This window comes from Paenibacillus wynnii, from assembly GCF_030812855.1.
GTDB lineage: Bacteria > Bacillota > Bacilli > Paenibacillales > Paenibacillaceae > Paenibacillus_AQ > Paenibacillus_AQ wynnii_A.
Map to the genome: position 1 here is coordinate 25,773 of NZ_JAUSTK010000006.1, position 17,264 is coordinate 43,036.

Genomic DNA, 17,264 nt, shown 5'->3' on the forward strand with positions numbered 1-17,264 from the left:
CTTAAATCGCGATTGACTTATTTAGTGTTCGATTTATTTTGCAGTATCGTCCTTGATATCCTTCTGAGCTTTTTCCGCGAAGGTGTTGTTGACGATTTTTTCGGACGGAACGCGTGCCTTCAACTCCCCTGCGTTATCCATTACATCCAATAAATTGTTCCATTCCTTGTCATCCACTATCGGATTAGTAGCATAGGTATCCTGTTCCTTATACCGTTTTACAGCCGACACAACAATATCCTTATCTGTTTTTTCGAAGTATGGCATTATCGCTGTAGCAATCTCCTCGGGACTATGGCCTTTGACCCATAGCTGAGCCCGTTGAATCGCATTGGTGAACTTTTGTACCGTATCCCCGTTCTTGGAGATATAGCTGTTCTTAGACATGAATACTGTGTACGGTAAATATCCGCTCTCTACCCCGAAGGAAGCTACGACTGTCCCCCTGCCTTCACGTTCGAAGATCGAAGCCTGTGGCTCGAAAAGCTGAACGTAATCGCCTGTTCCCGAAGCATACGCTCCTGCGATATTAGCAAAGTCAATATTCTGAATCAGCGTTATATCCTTCGCAGGATCTATCCCTTTTTTGAGCAAGGTAAAAGCACCGGCCATCTGTGGCATACCGCCTTTTCTTTGTCCGAGGAAGCTAGACTCTTTCACTTGGTCCCAGTTGAATTCCCCGTCCGCTTTTCGGGCGAACAAGAATGTCCCGTCTCTTTGGGTCAGCTGCGCAAAATTGATGACAGGATCATCCGCTCCTTGTTGATATACATAAATAGAGGTTTCGGAGCCTACCAATGCAACATCAATTGCACCTGACAGCAGTGCGGTCATAGTCTTATCTCCGCCCGGAATTGTCTGAAGCTCCACCTCCAGCCCCTCATCCTTGAAGAAGCCCTGTGACAGAGCAACATATTCAGGTGCATAAAATACAGAACGAGTAACCTCACCGATTTTCACTTTTACTTTAGAATCTCCACCGCAGCCCGCAAGAATTGAAAAACACATTCCGATCATCAGGAAAAATACCGCAGCTTTTTTACTTCTATTCATCTTTCATTCTCCTTTCTCATCAGCTTTCAATACCTTCTATAAATCATATGCTAACGTCTATAGAAAGGTTAAGGTGAGAGAAGTGAATCGTTTGCACTTGGTTTTGTCCCATACTTAGCGAAATCAAAAACCATTTTCATTCGTTTTGGAGTTAATTTTTATATACAGTTTGTGAAATTGTTAGTATTTCAGAGTAATTAGAAGAATACAAATGTAAATATACTTATAAGTCTCTCCAATTCGTATATTATCGTCTATTTTGCTTTTTTTTAAGTTGTGCAAACGTTTTAACAAAAGGGTTCTTTTCCTGTAAGATTAATAATAAAACGCTTACTTCATTCCATAAACTTAGGGGGAAACACCGCATGAAGCCTAACTTATCCAATATACATAAATGCCGCCCTCTGCAGTCCTTAACGGCGGTCGCCTTAACTTTAAGTATTCTCAGCGGCTGCTCATCAGACTCTGCAGCTACAACAACAAGTCCCTCACCGATGCCGTTACAAAGTGCCTCTCCTGCACCAAGTCCAGCGGAGACATTTACGTCACCAACCAAGACCGCTTATAGTGAAATAGATGAACAGCCGTCGACCGTTTTTTATGAAATATTCGTCCGTTCCTTCTATGACTCGAATGGAGATGGAATCGGTGATCTGCGAGGAATTACCGAGAAGCTGGATTATTTAAATGACGGAAATCCTGATACTAAGAATGATCTTGGCGTAGGCGGGATTTGGCTGATGCCCATTAACCCTTCTCCCAGCTATCACGGATATGATGTTACGGATTATCGCGCAGTGAACCCTGATTACGGAACGCTTGAAGATTTGCAGATGCTTGTTGAAGAAGCACATAAGCGGGGGATTAAGGTCATTATGGACCTCGTGGTTAATCATACGAGTAAGTCCCATCCATGGTTTATAGACTCTGCCAAAAACAAGGATGGAGATTACCGAGAATGGTACGTTTGGGCAGAGGACCAGAACCGCCCGGTAAAGGGAACCAGTGCAACAGGGAGTGGAGATCCATGGCACTCCCTGTTGGGGGACCATTATCTAGGAATATTTTGGGACGGTATGCCCGATCTTAACTTCGACAATCCAGAAGTACGCAGCGAAATGAAGGATATCGGTCGTTTTTGGCTGGAAAAGGGCATTGACGGTTTCCGGCTGGATGCAGCCAAGCATATTTATGAAGATCTATCGAGCGACAAAAGTGAAGCAACAACCTCCAAAAATGTGGCCTGGTGGCAGGATTTCCGTAAAGCAATGAGTGACGTTAACCCGGAAGCTTATATTGTAGGCGAGGTATGGGAAAATTCAGCCGTGTCTGTAGGAGCGTATTTGAATCAGGCGTTTGATTCCGGCTTCAACTTTGGACTGGCAGAATCGCTGATCCAATCCGCCAAAAGTGAAAAGGACAGCGGTATCGCATACACCTTGGAGCGAACCTACAAGCTGTATTCCAAAATTTCAGCCGGTGCTTTTACCGATGCTATATTCCTGACGAATCATGATCAGAATCGGGTGATGAGCCAGCTGGACGACGATCCAAACCATGCCAAAATGGCGGCGGCACTGCTGCTGACTTTACCTGGAAATCCTTTCATATATTATGGAGAAGAAATCGGGATGCTGGGTATGAAGCCGGATGAAGGCATTCGAGAGCCTATGGGTTGGTATGCAGAAGGTTCCGGTAAGGGGCAAACCACTTGGGAAAATAGAAGCAACAACGAGGGTTCAGATTCAAGCAGTGTGGACAGTCAGAATAGTAAAGGAACATCACTACTGCAAAATTATCGGGACCTGATTGCCGTCCGGAATGAAGTGCCTGCTCTGCAGAATGGAACCATCCGGGAGTATACCTCGGGGAATACCAGTATTACAGCATTTGAACGGTTAACGACTAAGGAACGAGTATTAGTGGTTCACAACCTTAGCGGTCAAGAGCAGCATATGAAGCTTACTACTAAAGGAAGTGACGGAAATTACACGGCTATCTTGAAGGATTTATCTAAATCAGCAGCTCTAAATGGAGAAGAAATCACACTTCCGCCCTATTCTACGGTTATTCTTCAGCCTTAATCTAGCAATCTTTATGTTATCATAAGCTAATTTTAAGGTAAAATTAAGAAATGAGGGGTACTATTTGAATATGAAATACTTTTAGCGAGGTGATTTCAATGAGAATGGTCATAACCTTTCAGAACAAGTCTGTACCTGTGTATTTTACAACAGAAAATAAACAGCCCACTCAAAAAGTACTTCGATTGCTTACTAGCACCTTAGATCTCAAAATTCAAAAGGGCAAAAGCGCCCTGAAGAAATGTTTGAATTCTCTGATTAGTATCGAAATTAAAGGCTCGGAAGCTATATTGCACAGTTATAGTGAAAATGATTCATTAGCGCTATCCCTCTATTAAGAGGGGTAGCTTTTTTTTGTTTATATTAACCTGTTTTAGGATTGCTCTTCTCCGCTTTTTCCGCCTTTTGAATCCGTAGTTTGAAAAGCTTCACTAAATTCAGCCGCGTATGTTCCTCATGACAGTTATCCAGCTTCTTGATAATAAACCGGTCAATAGACATATCAATCGCTCCTTTTTAGTACTGGCTTTTACAGGAAATGATTTCCTATTTCCATGTATCCCCTATTAACCGGGTTCTTTCTCTTTTAAACGTCTAAACGTGAATTAAAAACAATAAATTTATGGTTAGGGAATTGACAAACTAAAACTCCAGTACTATATTATATATAGTTAATAATAAATGAATATTAAAGGAGAAATCGTTATGTCTAATGTCCTATTTATCAAAGCAAATAACCGCCCTATCGAACAATCCGTGAGCGTAAAGCTCTACCATGAATTTTTAGATAGCTACAAACAAAGTCATCCCGAAGATGTGATCACTGAGCTTGACCTATTCTCTGAAACTCTTCCTTATTACGACAACACCCTAATTACAGGGATGTATAAAGAGTCCCAAGGATTTGAGACCACGGCTGAAGAGGCAGCCGGAGCGGCTCTAGTGAACAAGTATTTCGAACAATTTGTTGCGGCTGACAAAGTTGTATTGGCCTTCCCGCTTTGGAACTTGACGGTTCCTGCAGTATTACACACCTATATCGATTACCTGAATCAGGCAGGTAAATCGTTCAAATATACTGCTGAAGGCCCGGTAGGCTTGCTTACAGGCAAAAAAGCAGCGGTATTAAACGCCAGAGGCGGTATTTACTCTGAAGGTCCAGCCGCCAGTGCAGAAATGGCTGTAAATTTCGTACTTGGCATGTTAGGGTTCTGGGGCTTTGAAGATATTACTCAAGTCATCATTGAAGGCCATAATCAGCTGCCGCAACAAGCCGGAGAGATTGTGGAGAACGGATTGCAACGTGCCAAAGCAGCTGCTGCCTCCTTCTAATTTTAAATTTAAAAACCTGTTTATATAACAAAAAAACAAGACCTCCCGTTCTTATTGGAATCAGGAGGTCTTGTTGATTTTAAGTTCTAATGGCCATTAGAACTCTTCTATTTCCTTGCGCCACCCTTTTCTGCCTGAACGAGAAGCTGTTACCTTGGATTGGGCGGACACGTTTTTACGCTTTGCCTTTTCCTCTTTTACACTATGGTACAACAATTCACGCTGCGTTCTGCGGTAGTTCAATATGCGTTTTTCCTCCAGTTCCCCTGTTCGCACAGCTTCCAGTACGGCACATCCCTCCTCTTGCTCGTGACGACAGTCACTGAACCGGCATCCTGAAGCCAAGAGTATGATATCTCCAAAAGCCAGATCGAGCCCCCCGTCATCATTCCACAACTGCAACTCCCGCATCCCGGGCGTATCTACAATAATGCCTCCGGCCGGCATAACAAACAGTTCACGATGTGTTGTTGTATGACGTCCGCGGCTGTCACCCTCTCTAACATCTTGAGTACGCTGCACCGGCTTACCGCAGAGCCAGTTCACCAGCGTAGACTTGCCGCAGCCTGATGAACCAGTTAAAGCTACAGTCTGACCCTTGCCGATATATGGCAGGAGCGAGTCACGTCCATTATCCTCCAAGGCGCTTACAGCGTGAACGGCTACACCGGGTGCAACCCGTTCCATTTCAGCAATTTTATACTCTGAATCGAGACATAAATCCGCTTTAGTCAGAAGTATTACCGGACTCGCCCCGCTGTTCCAAGCCATGATCAGGTATCTTTCCATTCTTCTGACATTGAAATCGTCATTCAAGGCGCTGACTAGAAATAAGGTATCCACATTCGCGGCAATGATCTGTTCGGCTGTCACATTCCCTGCGGCTTGCCTGGAAATGACACTATGCCTTGGAACGACACTGTGGACGATAGCATGATCGCCCGCATCCAGAAGGGTTAGCGCAACCCAATCGCCAATCGCGGGATAATCTCCTGAATGACCTAACTCAAATCGCAGTTTACCTGCCAACTCACCCCAAATCTCTCCGGCTTCGGTCATGACACGGTATTTGCTACCGAAATCACCGACAATCCGCCCGGGCACCAACCCTTTATCAGCATTATTATTACATTCTATTTCATTCCACTTGCTGGACCAGCTTTGGTTCCAGCCATATTGTTCTATACTCAATGATTACCCTCCTAAAATGTTGTTTCATTCATCTTTCAATTCCATCCATTCCCTGCATCTGCGTATTCCGGGCACAAAAAAACCGCCGGAGTTCAAGCTCCGGCGGCAAATAACACCTTGGTGTCCTGAAAATTTCATCAGAACCCATAGTGATATAGACATACATCGATTAAACTACAGTATGGACTGCAGAATATCTATGAATGCAAAAAAGCCGCCGGAACCCTACGGTCCCCGGCGGCTCTAAAAGGCATAAATGAGCATACCTGCTAAGCTGCGTTCCTTAAACCCTACAGCCGCTGTTCCCCGGAAGACACGTATTAATAACAGTTATTACCGATAAGGTCGCTCCTGTATAAACTGTCATATCACATCGTCTCCTTCCAGAATATTATGTTGCCATCATAAACGGATCACAGAATGATGTCAACTGCAAATGTATTTTATCCCATTACAAAATTTCCTTAAGCTCGTCCAGCTCGTTAATAATTTTCCAAGGGCAAATATCCAGATGATCATCCCAGATATGATTCCTGCGAAGCCATATCCCTTTCATTCCGGCCTTTCCGGCCCCCCAAATATCATTAACCGGATGATCCCCGATGAAGAGGGTGTGTGCCGCATCAACGCCAAGACGTTCCAGTGCCAGTTGATAAATCTCCGGGTCTGGTTTGCTGATTCCAACCTCCGCCGAGATCACGATATCCTTAAAGTGGTGACGTAGACTCAACAGATCTATTTTAGCGTGCTGAATATCTTTTTTACCGTTCGTGAGGAGTCCGAGAATATAGCCTCTATCCCTGCAGTAATTCAGAATAGTCTCAGCGTGTTTCATTACAGCTCCGTGTCCCGCGTATTTCTCATCGTAATAAGCACGTATATCTGCCGCAGTTACATGGGTCTGCCAAGGCAAGACCTGACTTAACTCCTCGAAGAAGCCATCCTTATCCCGATAACCGTCAGCATCTCTTAGAATCATTTCTTCTACAACTTGCTCTGCCGCCTCAGGCTCTAAATGCCCCAATAAATCCTGCACAAATTGCGTGCTGAAGCTGCGAAAGGTATAATCCCGATCCATTAACGTATTATCAAGATCAAATATTATGGCTTGTACTTCCTTCATACCTTGATTCCCCTTAAATGCGAACTGTAATTTGAACCTCAGTGCTTATTGTACTATGCCTTTTGGAACAAAGAAAAGACCGTTCTGGAAAAAGGAAATTACCTTCCCCTTTTACAGGACAGTCTTTAACGACATTATTATGCTAATGGTTTTCTTACTGAAAATGATCACTTCTATGCGTCAGCATCATTTCCTCATCCGTTATATAAAGCGGAAAAGGTGGGGTCTCCTTCAGATAGCGTTCCGTGGATAATAGACGATAATGGACCTCAGGAAGCCACGCATCTTCGAGTAAAGGCAGCTTGCCAGTATCATTTATATAGTTATCCACGGCGGATTGAACCATGTCTAGATAATAAGGAACAAGCTTGTCTTCTTCGGCAAAAATCTCATAGGTTTCCCGCGACATATAGAATTTCTGATCTGAAACCCCGCCGAGATAACGTTTCAGACGGTTAAGATCTATACTTTTGTCTTCAAGCATGAGCACCGTACGATTTATGGGCGAAGGCATCTCTTCCTCGAACTTCCTGATGGCCTGCTTAATCTGCAGCAGTGTGACCGTTACATTTTGTGGAGCGGGATCCTTTTTGGCACGTTTGAATATCATACTGAAGGTCTCCTTTCGAAGTATGTTCAGATAACGCTTACAATTCCAGTTTATTCGTTTTCTGAGTTTTTAATCAGTACTAATCGGAACGTCACAAATACTCCCTATTTTCAAGTCCATTATTTGACATATTGCCAGTGAGTCCACACCTCACGAGGGTTAAGCTCATATTTTTCATTCTCACGGTACATAAATTGATGCATGATGAATTCCCGGCGAATGGTCGCAAAATCGTCATGGAAAAGCTTTATGAATTCATTGATTTCTTTCTCGGTGTACACCACACCGGGTTCAAGCTTTTCGACGATATACTGTAGAGCAATCAGCTTTTTTTTGTACTGTGCCGGAATCTGCCGCAGTCTCCCATCCTTCGAGAAAAAATTGCGAATTACCGTTTCCTTCAGACTGTTTTCTGCAGTCTTTTCTTCCATAATCTCTTCTCCTTTAGCAAAAATAAACTGCAGCGATGCCTCTGCGTTTTGCTTGATAAATTCTGGATTCAGCATAAAATACACCGTATTTTTGTCGCGCCGCTCCTTAATCAGCGCTGCTTCCCTTAACTTCGATGCATGGTGAGTTACTGTTGGCTGGGATAAATTCAATCGTTCAGCAAGCGCCTGACCATGCATCTCTCCTTTGGAAAGAAGCAATAGGAGACGCAACCGTGTAGGGTCAGCCAACGCTTTGTGGTAGTTAACAATTTTATCAAGCTGCAATGGGGAACACTCCTTCAGTAGGGGTTGAGCAGAAACATCAAAACAGTTTAGATATGTATCTAATTTTATCATAGTTAATATAGTTCAACAACCGCTTCAGCGGCAAAAATGGTCATTCTGGAAAAAAAACCGAAATTGGAGTAGGATTTAGTTTAACGCCTTTAGGACAACAAATTAAGAAGTGACATAATTTAACTGGGAGGTTTGCAGCCATATGAAGGATGTAATCATTATCGGAGCCGGACCCTGCGGACTATCTGCAGCTATAGAATGCCAGCGACAGGGCTTATCCAGCCTCATTATAGAAAAGAACTTTATTGTACACTCTATTTTTTTGTATCCAACAAACATGCAGTTCTTTAGCACCACAGAATTGCTTGAAATTGGCAATGTTCCTTTTACCTCTCCTAATGAGAAGCCTTTCCGTCACGAAGCGCTAGTCTATTATCGCCGTGCAGCCCAGCAGTATGGTCTGGAAATTGCAGCCTATGAGGAAGCGTTAAAGGTAGAGCCTCAGGAGGACGGAAGCTTTTCTGTACATACCTCGAACTTACGGGGAGAACAACAGGTCCACTCTGCAGCGAATGTCGTTATCGCTACGGGGTATTTTGACCAGCCTAATCTAATCGGAATTCCCGGTGAGGAACTGCCCAAAGTGACCCACTATTTCGGCGAGGCCCATCCATATACAGGTATGAAGGTTACTGTAATCGGAGGTAGCAACTCTGCAGTTGATGCGGCATTGGAGCTTATGCGTGTGGGGGCCTCTGTAGATATGGTGTACCGGGGAGATAGTATTTCTGACAATATCAAGCCTTGGGTACGCCCTATATTCGAAAGTATGGTTAAGAAAGATAAAATCACTTTGCATCTTCAGTCACGGGTCACAGAAATTACGGTGGACTCTGTAATTATCACCTCAAAGGATGGTTCAAAGACTACACTGGACAATGATTTTGTGCTCGCCTTAACCGGCTTCCGCCCGAGTAGGGTTCTACTCACTTCAGCAGGGGTCGCCATGGACGATGATATGGACAAACCTACGTTTCATCCCGAAACCATGGAGAGCGACATTCCGGGTATCTATGTGGCTGGAGTTATTGCTTCCGGTCGAAATGCAAACGAGGTGTTTATCGAATCCGGTCGTGGTCACGGGAAGTTGATAGCAGATCATATTGTGTCTAAACAGATGGCCGGGGTAAGGGAGATGGGGCACTAAGATGGATGTGACATCATTACTTTTGCTCGGACTCGCCGCCCTTGGTGTTATTAGCAGGAATTCACCAGTAACGATAGCCATGGTGTTCCTGCTCCTATTGCGTGTATTGGGATTTCATCAGGCTTTTCCTTGGCTCGAAAAGAACGGCCTGACCCTTGGTATTATCATCCTCACGATCGGGGTAATGACCCCGCTGGCCAGCGGCAAAATTTCTCTGCAAACCGTAGGGCAATCCTTCCTACACTGGAAATCCCTTTTGGCTATCGGGATCGGCATCCTTGTGGCTTATCTCGGTGGTCGTGGAGCTGTGTTGATGGGTAGCCAACCAACGATTGTGGCAGGTCTCCTGATCGGCACTGTTATCGGAGTCGCTTTTTTCAAAGGAGTACCTGTAGGTCCACTGATCGCCGCCGGTATCCTTTCGCTGCTGATTGGCAGACTGTGAACGACGAAAAGGGATCATCTCCGATGAGATAAATCCCTTTTCGTTCTTCTATTTCACTAAAATCAATGGCATTGTTATGTTTAAGTGTACTTTGTGCAACTAAAATCACCGAAATGAGATGCAATGACCCTATAACTGCACTTTGTGCAGTTATTTTTGCAACAAAGGCTATAAATCCCAACCAGGCTGCTTTTTAGTTGTAATAAGTGCAATTAAAGTCCAGCCAAGCAGCTGTTCCCGTCAAATAAGTGTATGAAGTAAAGCTATTTTCACTAAACTATCCATCCAGCCGCTGAACATTGAACAATCGAGCATAGCTTCCTTCTTTTAACAACATTAATTCATCATGTGTACCCTGTTCAGTTATTTCCCCGTTCTCGATGACAATAATCTGGTCTGCATGCGTTATCGTTGATAATCGATGAGCTACAATAAGCGTAGTACGCTGTGAGGAAAGGGATTGCAGCGATTGTTGGATCAAATGCTCCGATTCCAGATCCAACGCTGAAGTAGCTTCGTCCAAGATAAGCACCTTCGGATCTTTTAGGAATACACGGGCAATGGCCACGCGCTGCTTCTGACCCCCTGACAGCTTCACCCCGCGCTCACCCACTTCGGTGTCATAACCTTGTGGAAGCATCTCAATAAAGTCATGGGCGTTGGCGGCTAGTGCTGCGGAAATGATCTCCTGCTCTGAAGCGTGCGGATTCCCGAATAGTATATTATCACGTACCGACCCGCTGAACAAAAAGTTATCCTGCAGCACCATTCCGACAACTTTCCGCAGACTCTCCTGGGTTAGGCCTTTGATATCTTGCCCATCCATTTTAAGACTTCCTTCCTGAATGTCATAAAAACGCGGAATCAAACTAATTAGAGACGACTTTCCCCCGCCGCTCATGCCCACAAATGCAACGGTCTGCCCTGGCAGAATTTTCAAAGAAATATTCTTCAGCACCCATTCGTTCTCATCGTTATATTTGAACCAAACATGATCAAATTCGATGGATCCAGTCGCTCCTGTTAGCGGTTTTGCCCCGGGTTCATCAACGATATCGTAAGGCTCCTCTAACAACTCCAGCACTCGTTCCAGCGATGCAGAGGCCTGCGTTAACACCGTTGAAGAGTTAATTAAACGGCGCAGAGGCGCATACATTCTATCCAGGTAACCAAAGAAGGCAACGAACGTACCCAAAGTTAAATTACCGTGGATAACCTGATAACCCCCGTAACCGATAACCAGCAAAGGAGCAATATCCGTCAGGGTGTTAATAATCGCGAAGGTGAACGCATTCCAGCGTGTCTGGGCCATAGCTTTATCCAGAAAGTTACCGTTGATGCCTTCAAATTTCTTCTGGTCAAATCGCTCCATGGTGAAACTTCGGATGATGGATATCCCTTGGATCCGCTCATGCAGATAACCCTGAATACCGGCTAGTGCTGCCGAACGGTCTTTGGTGAGTATTTTAAGCCGCTTATACAGAGTGTTTACTGCAATACCATACAGAGGTAGAATGGCAATGGATACGAGTGCCAGCACCGGATTCAGATAAACCATAAATGCCAGCGCGAAAAGAAGAGTGAACATATCCAGCCATACGTTCATCATACCGACTTCTACCAGATTCTTGGTCTGTTCAACGTCATTTATAAACCGGGAGATGGCCTCCCCCACTTTGGTGTTCTGGTAGTAACGTAGCGACAACCGCTGCATATGCCCATAAAGCTTATTTCGCATATCGAATAATACTCTGCTTGTGATAAGCTGGGCAAAATACTGACGGTAATACTCTACCGGTCCTCTGATGACTACAAATAAAATAAGGGCTCCACCCAAAATGAGCATCAGCTGAGACACACGGTCCTGGGCGGTCATTTGTGGGTTCAATAAAAGATCGTCCACCACATATTTCATAATCATGGGCAGCGTTAACGGAATGCTGAATTTAATCATACCAATGAACAGCGTCAGTATAATTAATTTCATGTAAGGGCGTACGAAAGTAAAATATGATTTCCATTGTTTCACAGTTTTATTCTATCCTTTCCTAGTACCATGCACACAACAATTATTGACTTTTGCTCTATACAGTGTTTTTATAATTTTAAGTCCTTTAGGACTATAGTAGTACCGTAACCTCAGGAGGATAACGATGTCCAGACAATTTGTGACGGAAGCCGTCATGATGGCGATTTACGGCCAGCTTCTTGTACCGCGAGGCCCTGTAGAATATATTGTGCCATATACGAGTGTGCTCGAACTGTACGAACTGCAAGACAGCGAAGAACCGCTGATGAATTTCCCGGAAGATGATACGCATGTCAAAGGTAAAATCAAAGAACTAATCAACTACTTCGAAGCCCCCTTGAATAAGAAAAAGATCAATCGTTGTCTAGCAATGCCCTGGGCAAAAAGCTCAACAATTCTGCTTGGCGGGCAGGCACAAATGGTCATCATCAACAGCATGGATTCGGCGCAATACGGCGAAACGTTCGATCCCATTGAAACCGAGCTTCTACTGACCTCTCAGCGTGAGAAAACGCCTATTTTAACGGATCAATTCGAACTTATTCAGCGGATTATCGAAGGTGGGGTTCCCGTCCAAGTGTATGATATTGATGATTTTGATTTTGCCATGGAAGAAGGTACACGCAGCTCTCTCACCGATAATTAGAAACTACAACTGTGGTCTGATCACCGCTGTACATTAGGAAAGCCCATGCTTATCGCAAGGGCTTTTATTGCTGCAGTGATTCCAATCAATCGCCGGCTGCTGTCTTGGCCTCATATTTGTACTCTATATCATCCTCGGCCTCAGAGTATACCACAGACAGTCCGTAACCCTCCATATACCAGAGGTCCTGTTCCTCTATATAGAATATAATTCCTTCTTGCGTAGTCTCAATTCTCGGACGTGCCGGTGGTTCTATGGCTATACCGAGCGAGAATCCAGGATGCAATCCACCGCCCGAACTATAACGGGGAAATAATCGAATATAACCTCCTTCTGTAACTCCAAGCTCCCTTTTAAACCAGGAGGCAGCTTCTTTACTGATAACGATACTCATGGCTCTCCACTCCTTTGTGTCCCTACATCATACTTAAAAAAATGAATTTTACCAAATTAGAAAATCCTAAAATTCCATTTGACAAGATCTCAGACTGAGTGATAAACTCTGAACATAACTTAGGTCTTCAAGTTATTACCAAATTAACGAAAGGGTGAGCGCGGTGTTTAATCCAGTAATGAACCATTACTTTACTATTGTCCTCAACTACACACAACCAAATACCGAAGCAGCCCATGTGGTGAAACCTTCCTGAAGCAATTGCGATTTACTTTAATCGCATCACTTTAGAACATGAAAGTTTATTCCATGCCAGGTGCTGCTTAGCGCCGTGCGCATGATAGTCTCTAATTATAGGCATATCGTCCGTTTTCGGATGATATGCCTTTTTGTATGCCTTAGAGCAAAGCACCACACTAAAAATTATTCCGAAAGAAGGGATTTACTTTGTTCTCTGTTCTCAAAAATCTCGGTTGGTTTTTTCACCGGGAAAAAAGACGTTATGTCATTGGTCTTGTCTTACTTATTGCAGCCGGTGTGCTGGAGCTTCTCCCTCCCCGTCTCTTGGGTAATGCCATTGACGAAATTGTGAGCGGTTCGATTACAGCTGTTTCGTTAACCAAGTATATTGTCATGATCGTTGTCATGCTGCTCACGATCTATTGGATCACGTACATATGGATGCATAAACTGTTCGGCGGCTCCAATCTCGTGGAACGCCTGCTGCGCTCCCGGTTTATGAATCATTTGATGTCGATGACCCCTTCCTTCTTCGAGCGCAACCGTACCGGTGATCTAATGGCCCGGGCAACGAATGATATTCGTGCAGTCTCAGCTACCGTAGGTTTCGGTATGTTAACACTGGTGGATTCCACCATATTTCTCTCAGTTGTACTTCTGGCTATGGGTTTTCTCGTTAGCTGGAAGCTGACACTCGCGGCAGTATTGCCTCTTCCGCTAATCGCAGTAGCTATGATTTTCTATGGCAGAGCTATTCATGATCGTTATAGTCTTGCACAGGACGCCTTTGGAGATATGAATGATCAGGTACTCGAGTCCGTATCCGGTGTGCGTGTTATCCGCGCGTATGTGCAGGAACGATTGGATGAGAAGCGATTCTCGGACATTACTGAAGATGTATATCGTAAAAATATGGCCGTGGCCCGTGTTGATGCCTTTTTCGAACCCACCATTCGCTTATGTGTCGGGATGAGTTACATCATCGGACTCACCTACGGGATCTACCTCGTCTTTCGCAATCAGATTACATTAGGCGATCTAGTTTCCTTTAATATGTATCTCGGAATGATTGTATGGCCTATGTTCGCCATTGGAGAGTTGATTAATATAATGCAACGCGGCGGTGCTTCACTCGAACGTATTGATGAAACCACAAATACCAAACCCGACGTGATGGATGTAGCACATCCAACTGAAGTTGCTAGCCCGACCCGTATTGAGATGAACCAGGTCACCTTCCGATACCCGACCTCAACCGTTGATAATCTAAGTAAGGTTAGCTTGTCCCTCTCCCAGGGTGAGACGCTTGGGATTGTAGGCCGCACCGGTAGCGGAAAATCAACGCTATTGAAGCAGCTGCTTCATGAATATCCGACAGGATCCGGCGATATACTGATTTCCGGTGTGCCAATTGAACATATTACCCTTGACCGATTGCATAGCTGGATGGGTTACGTGCCTCAGGAGCAGATCCTTTTCTCCAAAACCGTCCGTCAGAATATTCAGTTTGGTTATGAAGATGCCAATGATGATCGGATTATGGAAGCCATCACCACAGCGGCCTTTCAAAGTGATCTCGGTACATTATCGGATGGATTGGACACTTTAGTTGGAGAACGGGGTGTTTCTCTCTCCGGCGGACAAAAACAACGTGTCTCCCTCTCGCGGGCCTTTATCTCAAATCCTGATATTCTGATCCTTGACGATGCGCTTTCAGCTGTCGATGCACGTACAGAAGCCCGAATCATTGAGAACATCCGCAGCCAACGGGCCGGAAAGACAACTCTGATCTCCACCCACCGACTTTCTGCCATTGAGCATGCCGATCAAATTGTTGTGTTGGACAATGGTTATATTACGGAACGAGGTACCCACCAAGAGCTGTTAGATCTAAATGGCTGGTATCGTGAGCAATATGATCGTCAGCAGGTGGAGAATAACTTATCAAATGACTAATCATGCAAACTTTTAGGAGGTGTCACTGTTGACACAAAGTACAGGCAAACGCCTGCTTCAATACGCATTAACAGCTAAAAAAACATTTATTTCGGCCCTTCTGCTGCTCTCCATCGGTGTAGGAGCAGAGCTTGCAGGCCCTTTTATCGCCAAAAATATGATCGACAATCACATGTTGGCCATCGAAAAACCCTACTACCAGACAAACTCGCCAGACGAAGCGGCAGTTTACAACGACAAGTTATATAAACGGGCCGATCGATTCGAGCCGGGTGAGAGCAAAGGCCAGGAAATCCGTCTGCTTCAGGAGGGACGCAGCTTTTACTTTATCAACGAACCTGTAGAACAACCTGAGGGTGAGCGAACTTACCGTGACGGAGAATTGCATATTGTACGCGGTGAGACTGAGGTTACTTATCCCGCAGTCAAACTATCGGCGGATGAACTATTTGCCTTCTATAAACCGGAACTTCCGGGTATTTATGAACTGGTTGGATTGTACGCGCTGTTTCTAGTCATATCCATCTTTGCTGAATTCGGCAAAACCTACTGGCTGCAATCTTCAGCCAATCAGGTTATTCGCAAGCTGCGAACCGATGTCTACGCGCATATTCAGCGTCTTCCTGTTTACTTTTTTGACAATCTGCCTGCGGGTAAGGTCGTTTCCCGGGTAACCAATGATACCGAAGCCATCAAGGACCTGTTCATTGCGGTTCTATCTAATTTCAGTACGGGTATTATCAATCTGATCGGTGTATATATTGCCTTGTTTCTACTCGATATCCGATTGGGTCTGATCAGCTTGTTCATTATACCGATTCTGGTGCTATGGATTATCTTCTACCGCAAAGTGGCTACCAAATACAATACAATTATTCGCTCACGTCTTAGTGAGATCAATGCAATCATCAATGAATCCATTCAAGGGATGTCGATCATCCGTATTTTCCGCCGCCAGAAGCAGCGTCGTGAAGAATTCGAAAACCTTAACGATGATTATTTGAAGTATCAAAATAAAATGCTTAACCTGAATGCCTTCACCTCCCATAATCTGGTGAATTCCTTACGCAGTCTTTCTTTTGTGCTAGTGTTATGGTATTTCGGTTTTGGCAGTCTGGGCGGCAATACCTTTGTTTCCTTGGGTGTACTCTACGCCTTCGTAGATGTGCTCGGACGGATGTTTCACCCCATTACAGGGATGGTCAATCAGTTAGCCAATCTGGATACCTCCATGGTATCTGCGGGGCGCTTGTTTACACTCATGGATGAACCCGGAGAACCCGTAACAGATGGCTCCATGCCACGCTACAAGGGAAATGTGGTTTTTAAGGATGTATCCTTTGCTTACAAAAAAGACTTCGTATTGCGTGACATTTCATTCGAAGCCCGTCCAGGCCAAACGGTCGCACTTGTGGGGCATACAGGCTCCGGCAAAAGCTCGATCATCAATCTGCTGTTCCGTTTCTATGATCCTCAGCAAGGGTCAATCTCCATTGATGGTCAAGAGGTCAAGGATATTCCGAAGCAGTGGCTGCGCAGTCATATGGGAATTGTTCTGCAGGACCCATATCTCTTCACGGGTACGATTGCTTCCAATGTGAGTCTCGGCGATGAACGTATTTCACGTGAAAGAGTGGAACGGGCTTTACGCGAGGTAGGCGCAGATAAATTGCTGTCTCATCTACCGCTTGGGTTCGATGAACCTGTTGTAGAAAAAGGAAGCACCCTTTCTGCGGGGCAGCGCCAGCTCATTTCCTTTGCACGCGCCCTTTCCTTCGATCCTGCAATCCTTATTCTCGATGAAGCTACCTCTAATATCGATACGGAGACGGAGAGTATTATTCAAGAGGCGCTTGAGGTGCTGAAAAAGGGACGCACAACCTTTATCATTGCTCACCGTCTATCCACGATTCGCAGTGCTGATCAGATTCTAGTGCTCCATCACGGAGAAATTGTAGAGCGCGGCAACCATGATGAGCTAATGGCCCTTGGCGGCAGATACTTCCGTATGTATCAGCTTCAGGTGGGTGCCATAACTGCAAGCAGCGGAGCTAATGACAAGCATTCTACAACTCTCCGTCATTCCCCGGAAGGCAGCTTTTAAAGAACATTAATGGAGTGAAAACCCTGACCCGACTAGCGATACGGTGTCAGGGTTTTTTGTTGTTATTGTAAGAGGAACATTCGTTCTGTATAATGTAAATTAATACATATGAGCGGAGTGAT

At 44.8% G+C, this 17,264-nt stretch carries 16 protein-coding genes; 8 read left to right on the plus strand and 8 right to left on the minus strand.

Annotated features, from left to right (window positions below; translation table 11 throughout):
• Positions 1 to 33: 33 nt before the first annotated feature.
• Positions 34 to 1,053: an ABC transporter substrate-binding protein gene (locus tag J2T20_RS08075; protein ID WP_307587279.1), complete on the minus strand. Its 1,020-nt coding sequence runs from the start codon at positions 1,051 to 1,053 to the stop codon at positions 34 to 36.
• 365 nt (positions 1,054 to 1,418) lie between these two features.
• Between J2T20_RS08075 and J2T20_RS08080 the strand changes: the two genes are divergently transcribed.
• Positions 1,419 to 3,137: an alpha-amylase family glycosyl hydrolase gene (locus J2T20_RS08080; protein WP_307587281.1), complete on the plus strand. Its 1,719-nt coding sequence runs from the start codon at positions 1,419 to 1,421 to the stop codon at positions 3,135 to 3,137.
• Between the two features lie 98 nt (positions 3,138 to 3,235).
• The gene (locus J2T20_RS08085; protein WP_036656131.1) at positions 3,236 to 3,475 is read left to right on the plus strand and encodes a hypothetical protein; all 240 of its coding nucleotides are present in this window, start codon (positions 3,236 to 3,238) and stop codon (positions 3,473 to 3,475) included.
• Positions 3,476 to 3,500: 25 nt separating this feature from the next.
• Here the strand turns inward: J2T20_RS08085 and J2T20_RS08090 are convergent, their stop codons facing one another.
• On the minus strand, positions 3,501 to 3,638 hold the full coding sequence (locus J2T20_RS08090) for a hypothetical protein (protein ID WP_169744142.1): 138 nt from the start codon (positions 3,636 to 3,638) through the stop codon (positions 3,501 to 3,503).
• A gap of 204 nt (positions 3,639 to 3,842) precedes the next feature.
• On the opposite strand from J2T20_RS08090, the gene J2T20_RS08095 reads away from it, so the two are divergent.
• Positions 3,843 to 4,469: an FMN-dependent NADH-azoreductase gene (locus tag J2T20_RS08095; protein ID WP_307587283.1), complete on the plus strand. Its 627-nt coding sequence runs from the start codon at positions 3,843 to 3,845 to the stop codon at positions 4,467 to 4,469.
• Between the two features lie 96 nt (positions 4,470 to 4,565).
• Here J2T20_RS08095 and rsgA read toward each other — a convergent pair whose 3' ends face one another.
• From rsgA to J2T20_RS08115, 4 genes are all read right to left on the minus strand, one after another.
• Positions 4,566 to 5,660 (minus strand): ribosome small subunit-dependent GTPase A, encoded by a 1,095-nt coding sequence (gene rsgA / locus J2T20_RS08100; protein ID WP_307587285.1) that lies wholly within the window; start codon positions 5,658 to 5,660, stop codon positions 4,566 to 4,568.
• A gap of 451 nt (positions 5,661 to 6,111) precedes the next feature.
• Entirely contained in the window at positions 6,112 to 6,783 is a 672-nt protein-coding gene (locus tag J2T20_RS08105; RefSeq protein ID WP_307587287.1) for an HAD family hydrolase, read from the minus strand.
• 154 nt (positions 6,784 to 6,937) lie between these two features.
• The gene (locus J2T20_RS08110; protein ID WP_307587290.1) at positions 6,938 to 7,393 is read right to left on the minus strand and encodes a DUF3939 domain-containing protein; all 456 of its coding nucleotides are present in this window, start codon (positions 7,391 to 7,393) and stop codon (positions 6,938 to 6,940) included.
• Between the two features lie 119 nt (positions 7,394 to 7,512).
• Positions 7,513 to 8,109 carry a DUF2087 domain-containing protein gene (locus tag J2T20_RS08115; RefSeq protein WP_307587292.1) on the minus strand — a complete coding sequence of 199 codons (597 nt, stop codon included), beginning with the start codon at positions 8,107 to 8,109 and terminating at the stop codon, positions 7,513 to 7,515.
• Positions 8,110 to 8,323: 214 nt separating this feature from the next.
• On the opposite strand from J2T20_RS08115, the gene J2T20_RS08120 reads away from it, so the two are divergent.
• Entirely contained in the window at positions 8,324 to 9,328 is a 1,005-nt protein-coding gene (locus J2T20_RS08120) for a YpdA family putative bacillithiol disulfide reductase (protein ID WP_307587294.1), read from the plus strand.
• A 1-nt stretch (position 9,329) separates the two neighbouring features.
• Entirely contained in the window at positions 9,330 to 9,773 is a 444-nt protein-coding gene (locus J2T20_RS08125; RefSeq protein ID WP_307587296.1) for a DUF441 domain-containing protein, read from the plus strand.
• A gap of 277 nt (positions 9,774 to 10,050) precedes the next feature.
• On the opposite strand, the gene J2T20_RS08130 is transcribed toward J2T20_RS08125, so the two are convergent.
• Positions 10,051 to 11,802: an ABC transporter ATP-binding protein gene (locus J2T20_RS08130; RefSeq protein ID WP_307587298.1), complete on the minus strand. Its 1,752-nt coding sequence runs from the start codon at positions 11,800 to 11,802 to the stop codon at positions 10,051 to 10,053.
• A 124-nt stretch (positions 11,803 to 11,926) separates the two neighbouring features.
• Here J2T20_RS08130 and J2T20_RS08135 point away from each other — a divergent pair, with 124 nt between their 5' ends.
• Positions 11,927 to 12,448 (plus strand): ADP-heptose synthase, encoded by a 522-nt coding sequence (locus J2T20_RS08135; protein ID WP_307587300.1) that lies wholly within the window; start codon positions 11,927 to 11,929, stop codon positions 12,446 to 12,448.
• A gap of 85 nt (positions 12,449 to 12,533) precedes the next feature.
• Here the strand turns inward: J2T20_RS08135 and J2T20_RS08140 are convergent, their stop codons facing one another.
• On the minus strand, positions 12,534 to 12,842 hold the full coding sequence (locus J2T20_RS08140) for a HesB/YadR/YfhF family protein (RefSeq protein ID WP_307587301.1): 309 nt from the start codon (positions 12,840 to 12,842) through the stop codon (positions 12,534 to 12,536).
• A 447-nt stretch (positions 12,843 to 13,289) separates the two neighbouring features.
• Between J2T20_RS08140 and J2T20_RS08145 the strand changes: the two genes are divergently transcribed.
• A complete protein-coding gene (locus tag J2T20_RS08145) occupies positions 13,290 to 15,038 on the plus strand; it encodes an ABC transporter ATP-binding protein (RefSeq protein ID WP_307587302.1) in 1,749 nt (582 codons plus the stop codon).
• Between the two features lie 28 nt (positions 15,039 to 15,066).
• A complete protein-coding gene (locus tag J2T20_RS08150; protein ID WP_307587304.1) occupies positions 15,067 to 17,142 on the plus strand; it encodes an ABC transporter ATP-binding protein in 2,076 nt (691 codons plus the stop codon).
• The last annotated feature ends 122 nt before the right edge of the window (positions 17,143 to 17,264 follow it).

Coding starts and splice junctions, on each gene's coding strand:
- J2T20_RS08120 (WP_307587294.1), top strand. CDS start 8,324: ATGAAGGATGTAATCATTATCGGAGCCGGACCCTGCGGACTATCTGCA.
- J2T20_RS08125 (WP_307587296.1), top strand. CDS start 9,330: ATGGATGTGACATCATTACTTTTGCTCGGACTCGCCGCCCTTGGTGTT.
- J2T20_RS08110 (WP_307587290.1), bottom strand. CDS start 7,393: ATGATATTCAAACGTGCCAAAAAGGATCCCGCTCCACAAAATGTAACG.
- J2T20_RS08135 (WP_307587300.1), top strand. CDS start 11,927: ATGTCCAGACAATTTGTGACGGAAGCCGTCATGATGGCGATTTACGGC.
- J2T20_RS08085 (WP_036656131.1), top strand. CDS start 3,236: ATGAGAATGGTCATAACCTTTCAGAACAAGTCTGTACCTGTGTATTTT.
- J2T20_RS08140 (WP_307587301.1), bottom strand. CDS start 12,842: ATGAGTATCGTTATCAGTAAAGAAGCTGCCTCCTGGTTTAAAAGGGAG.
- J2T20_RS08075 (WP_307587279.1), bottom strand. CDS start 1,053: ATGAATAGAAGTAAAAAAGCTGCGGTATTTTTCCTGATGATCGGAATG.
- J2T20_RS08090 (WP_169744142.1), bottom strand. CDS start 3,638: ATGTCTATTGACCGGTTTATTATCAAGAAGCTGGATAACTGTCATGAG.
- J2T20_RS08105 (WP_307587287.1), bottom strand. CDS start 6,783: ATGAAGGAAGTACAAGCCATAATATTTGATCTTGATAATACGTTAATG.
- J2T20_RS08080 (WP_307587281.1), top strand. CDS start 1,419: ATGAAGCCTAACTTATCCAATATACATAAATGCCGCCCTCTGCAGTCC.
- J2T20_RS08095 (WP_307587283.1), top strand. CDS start 3,843: ATGTCTAATGTCCTATTTATCAAAGCAAATAACCGCCCTATCGAACAA.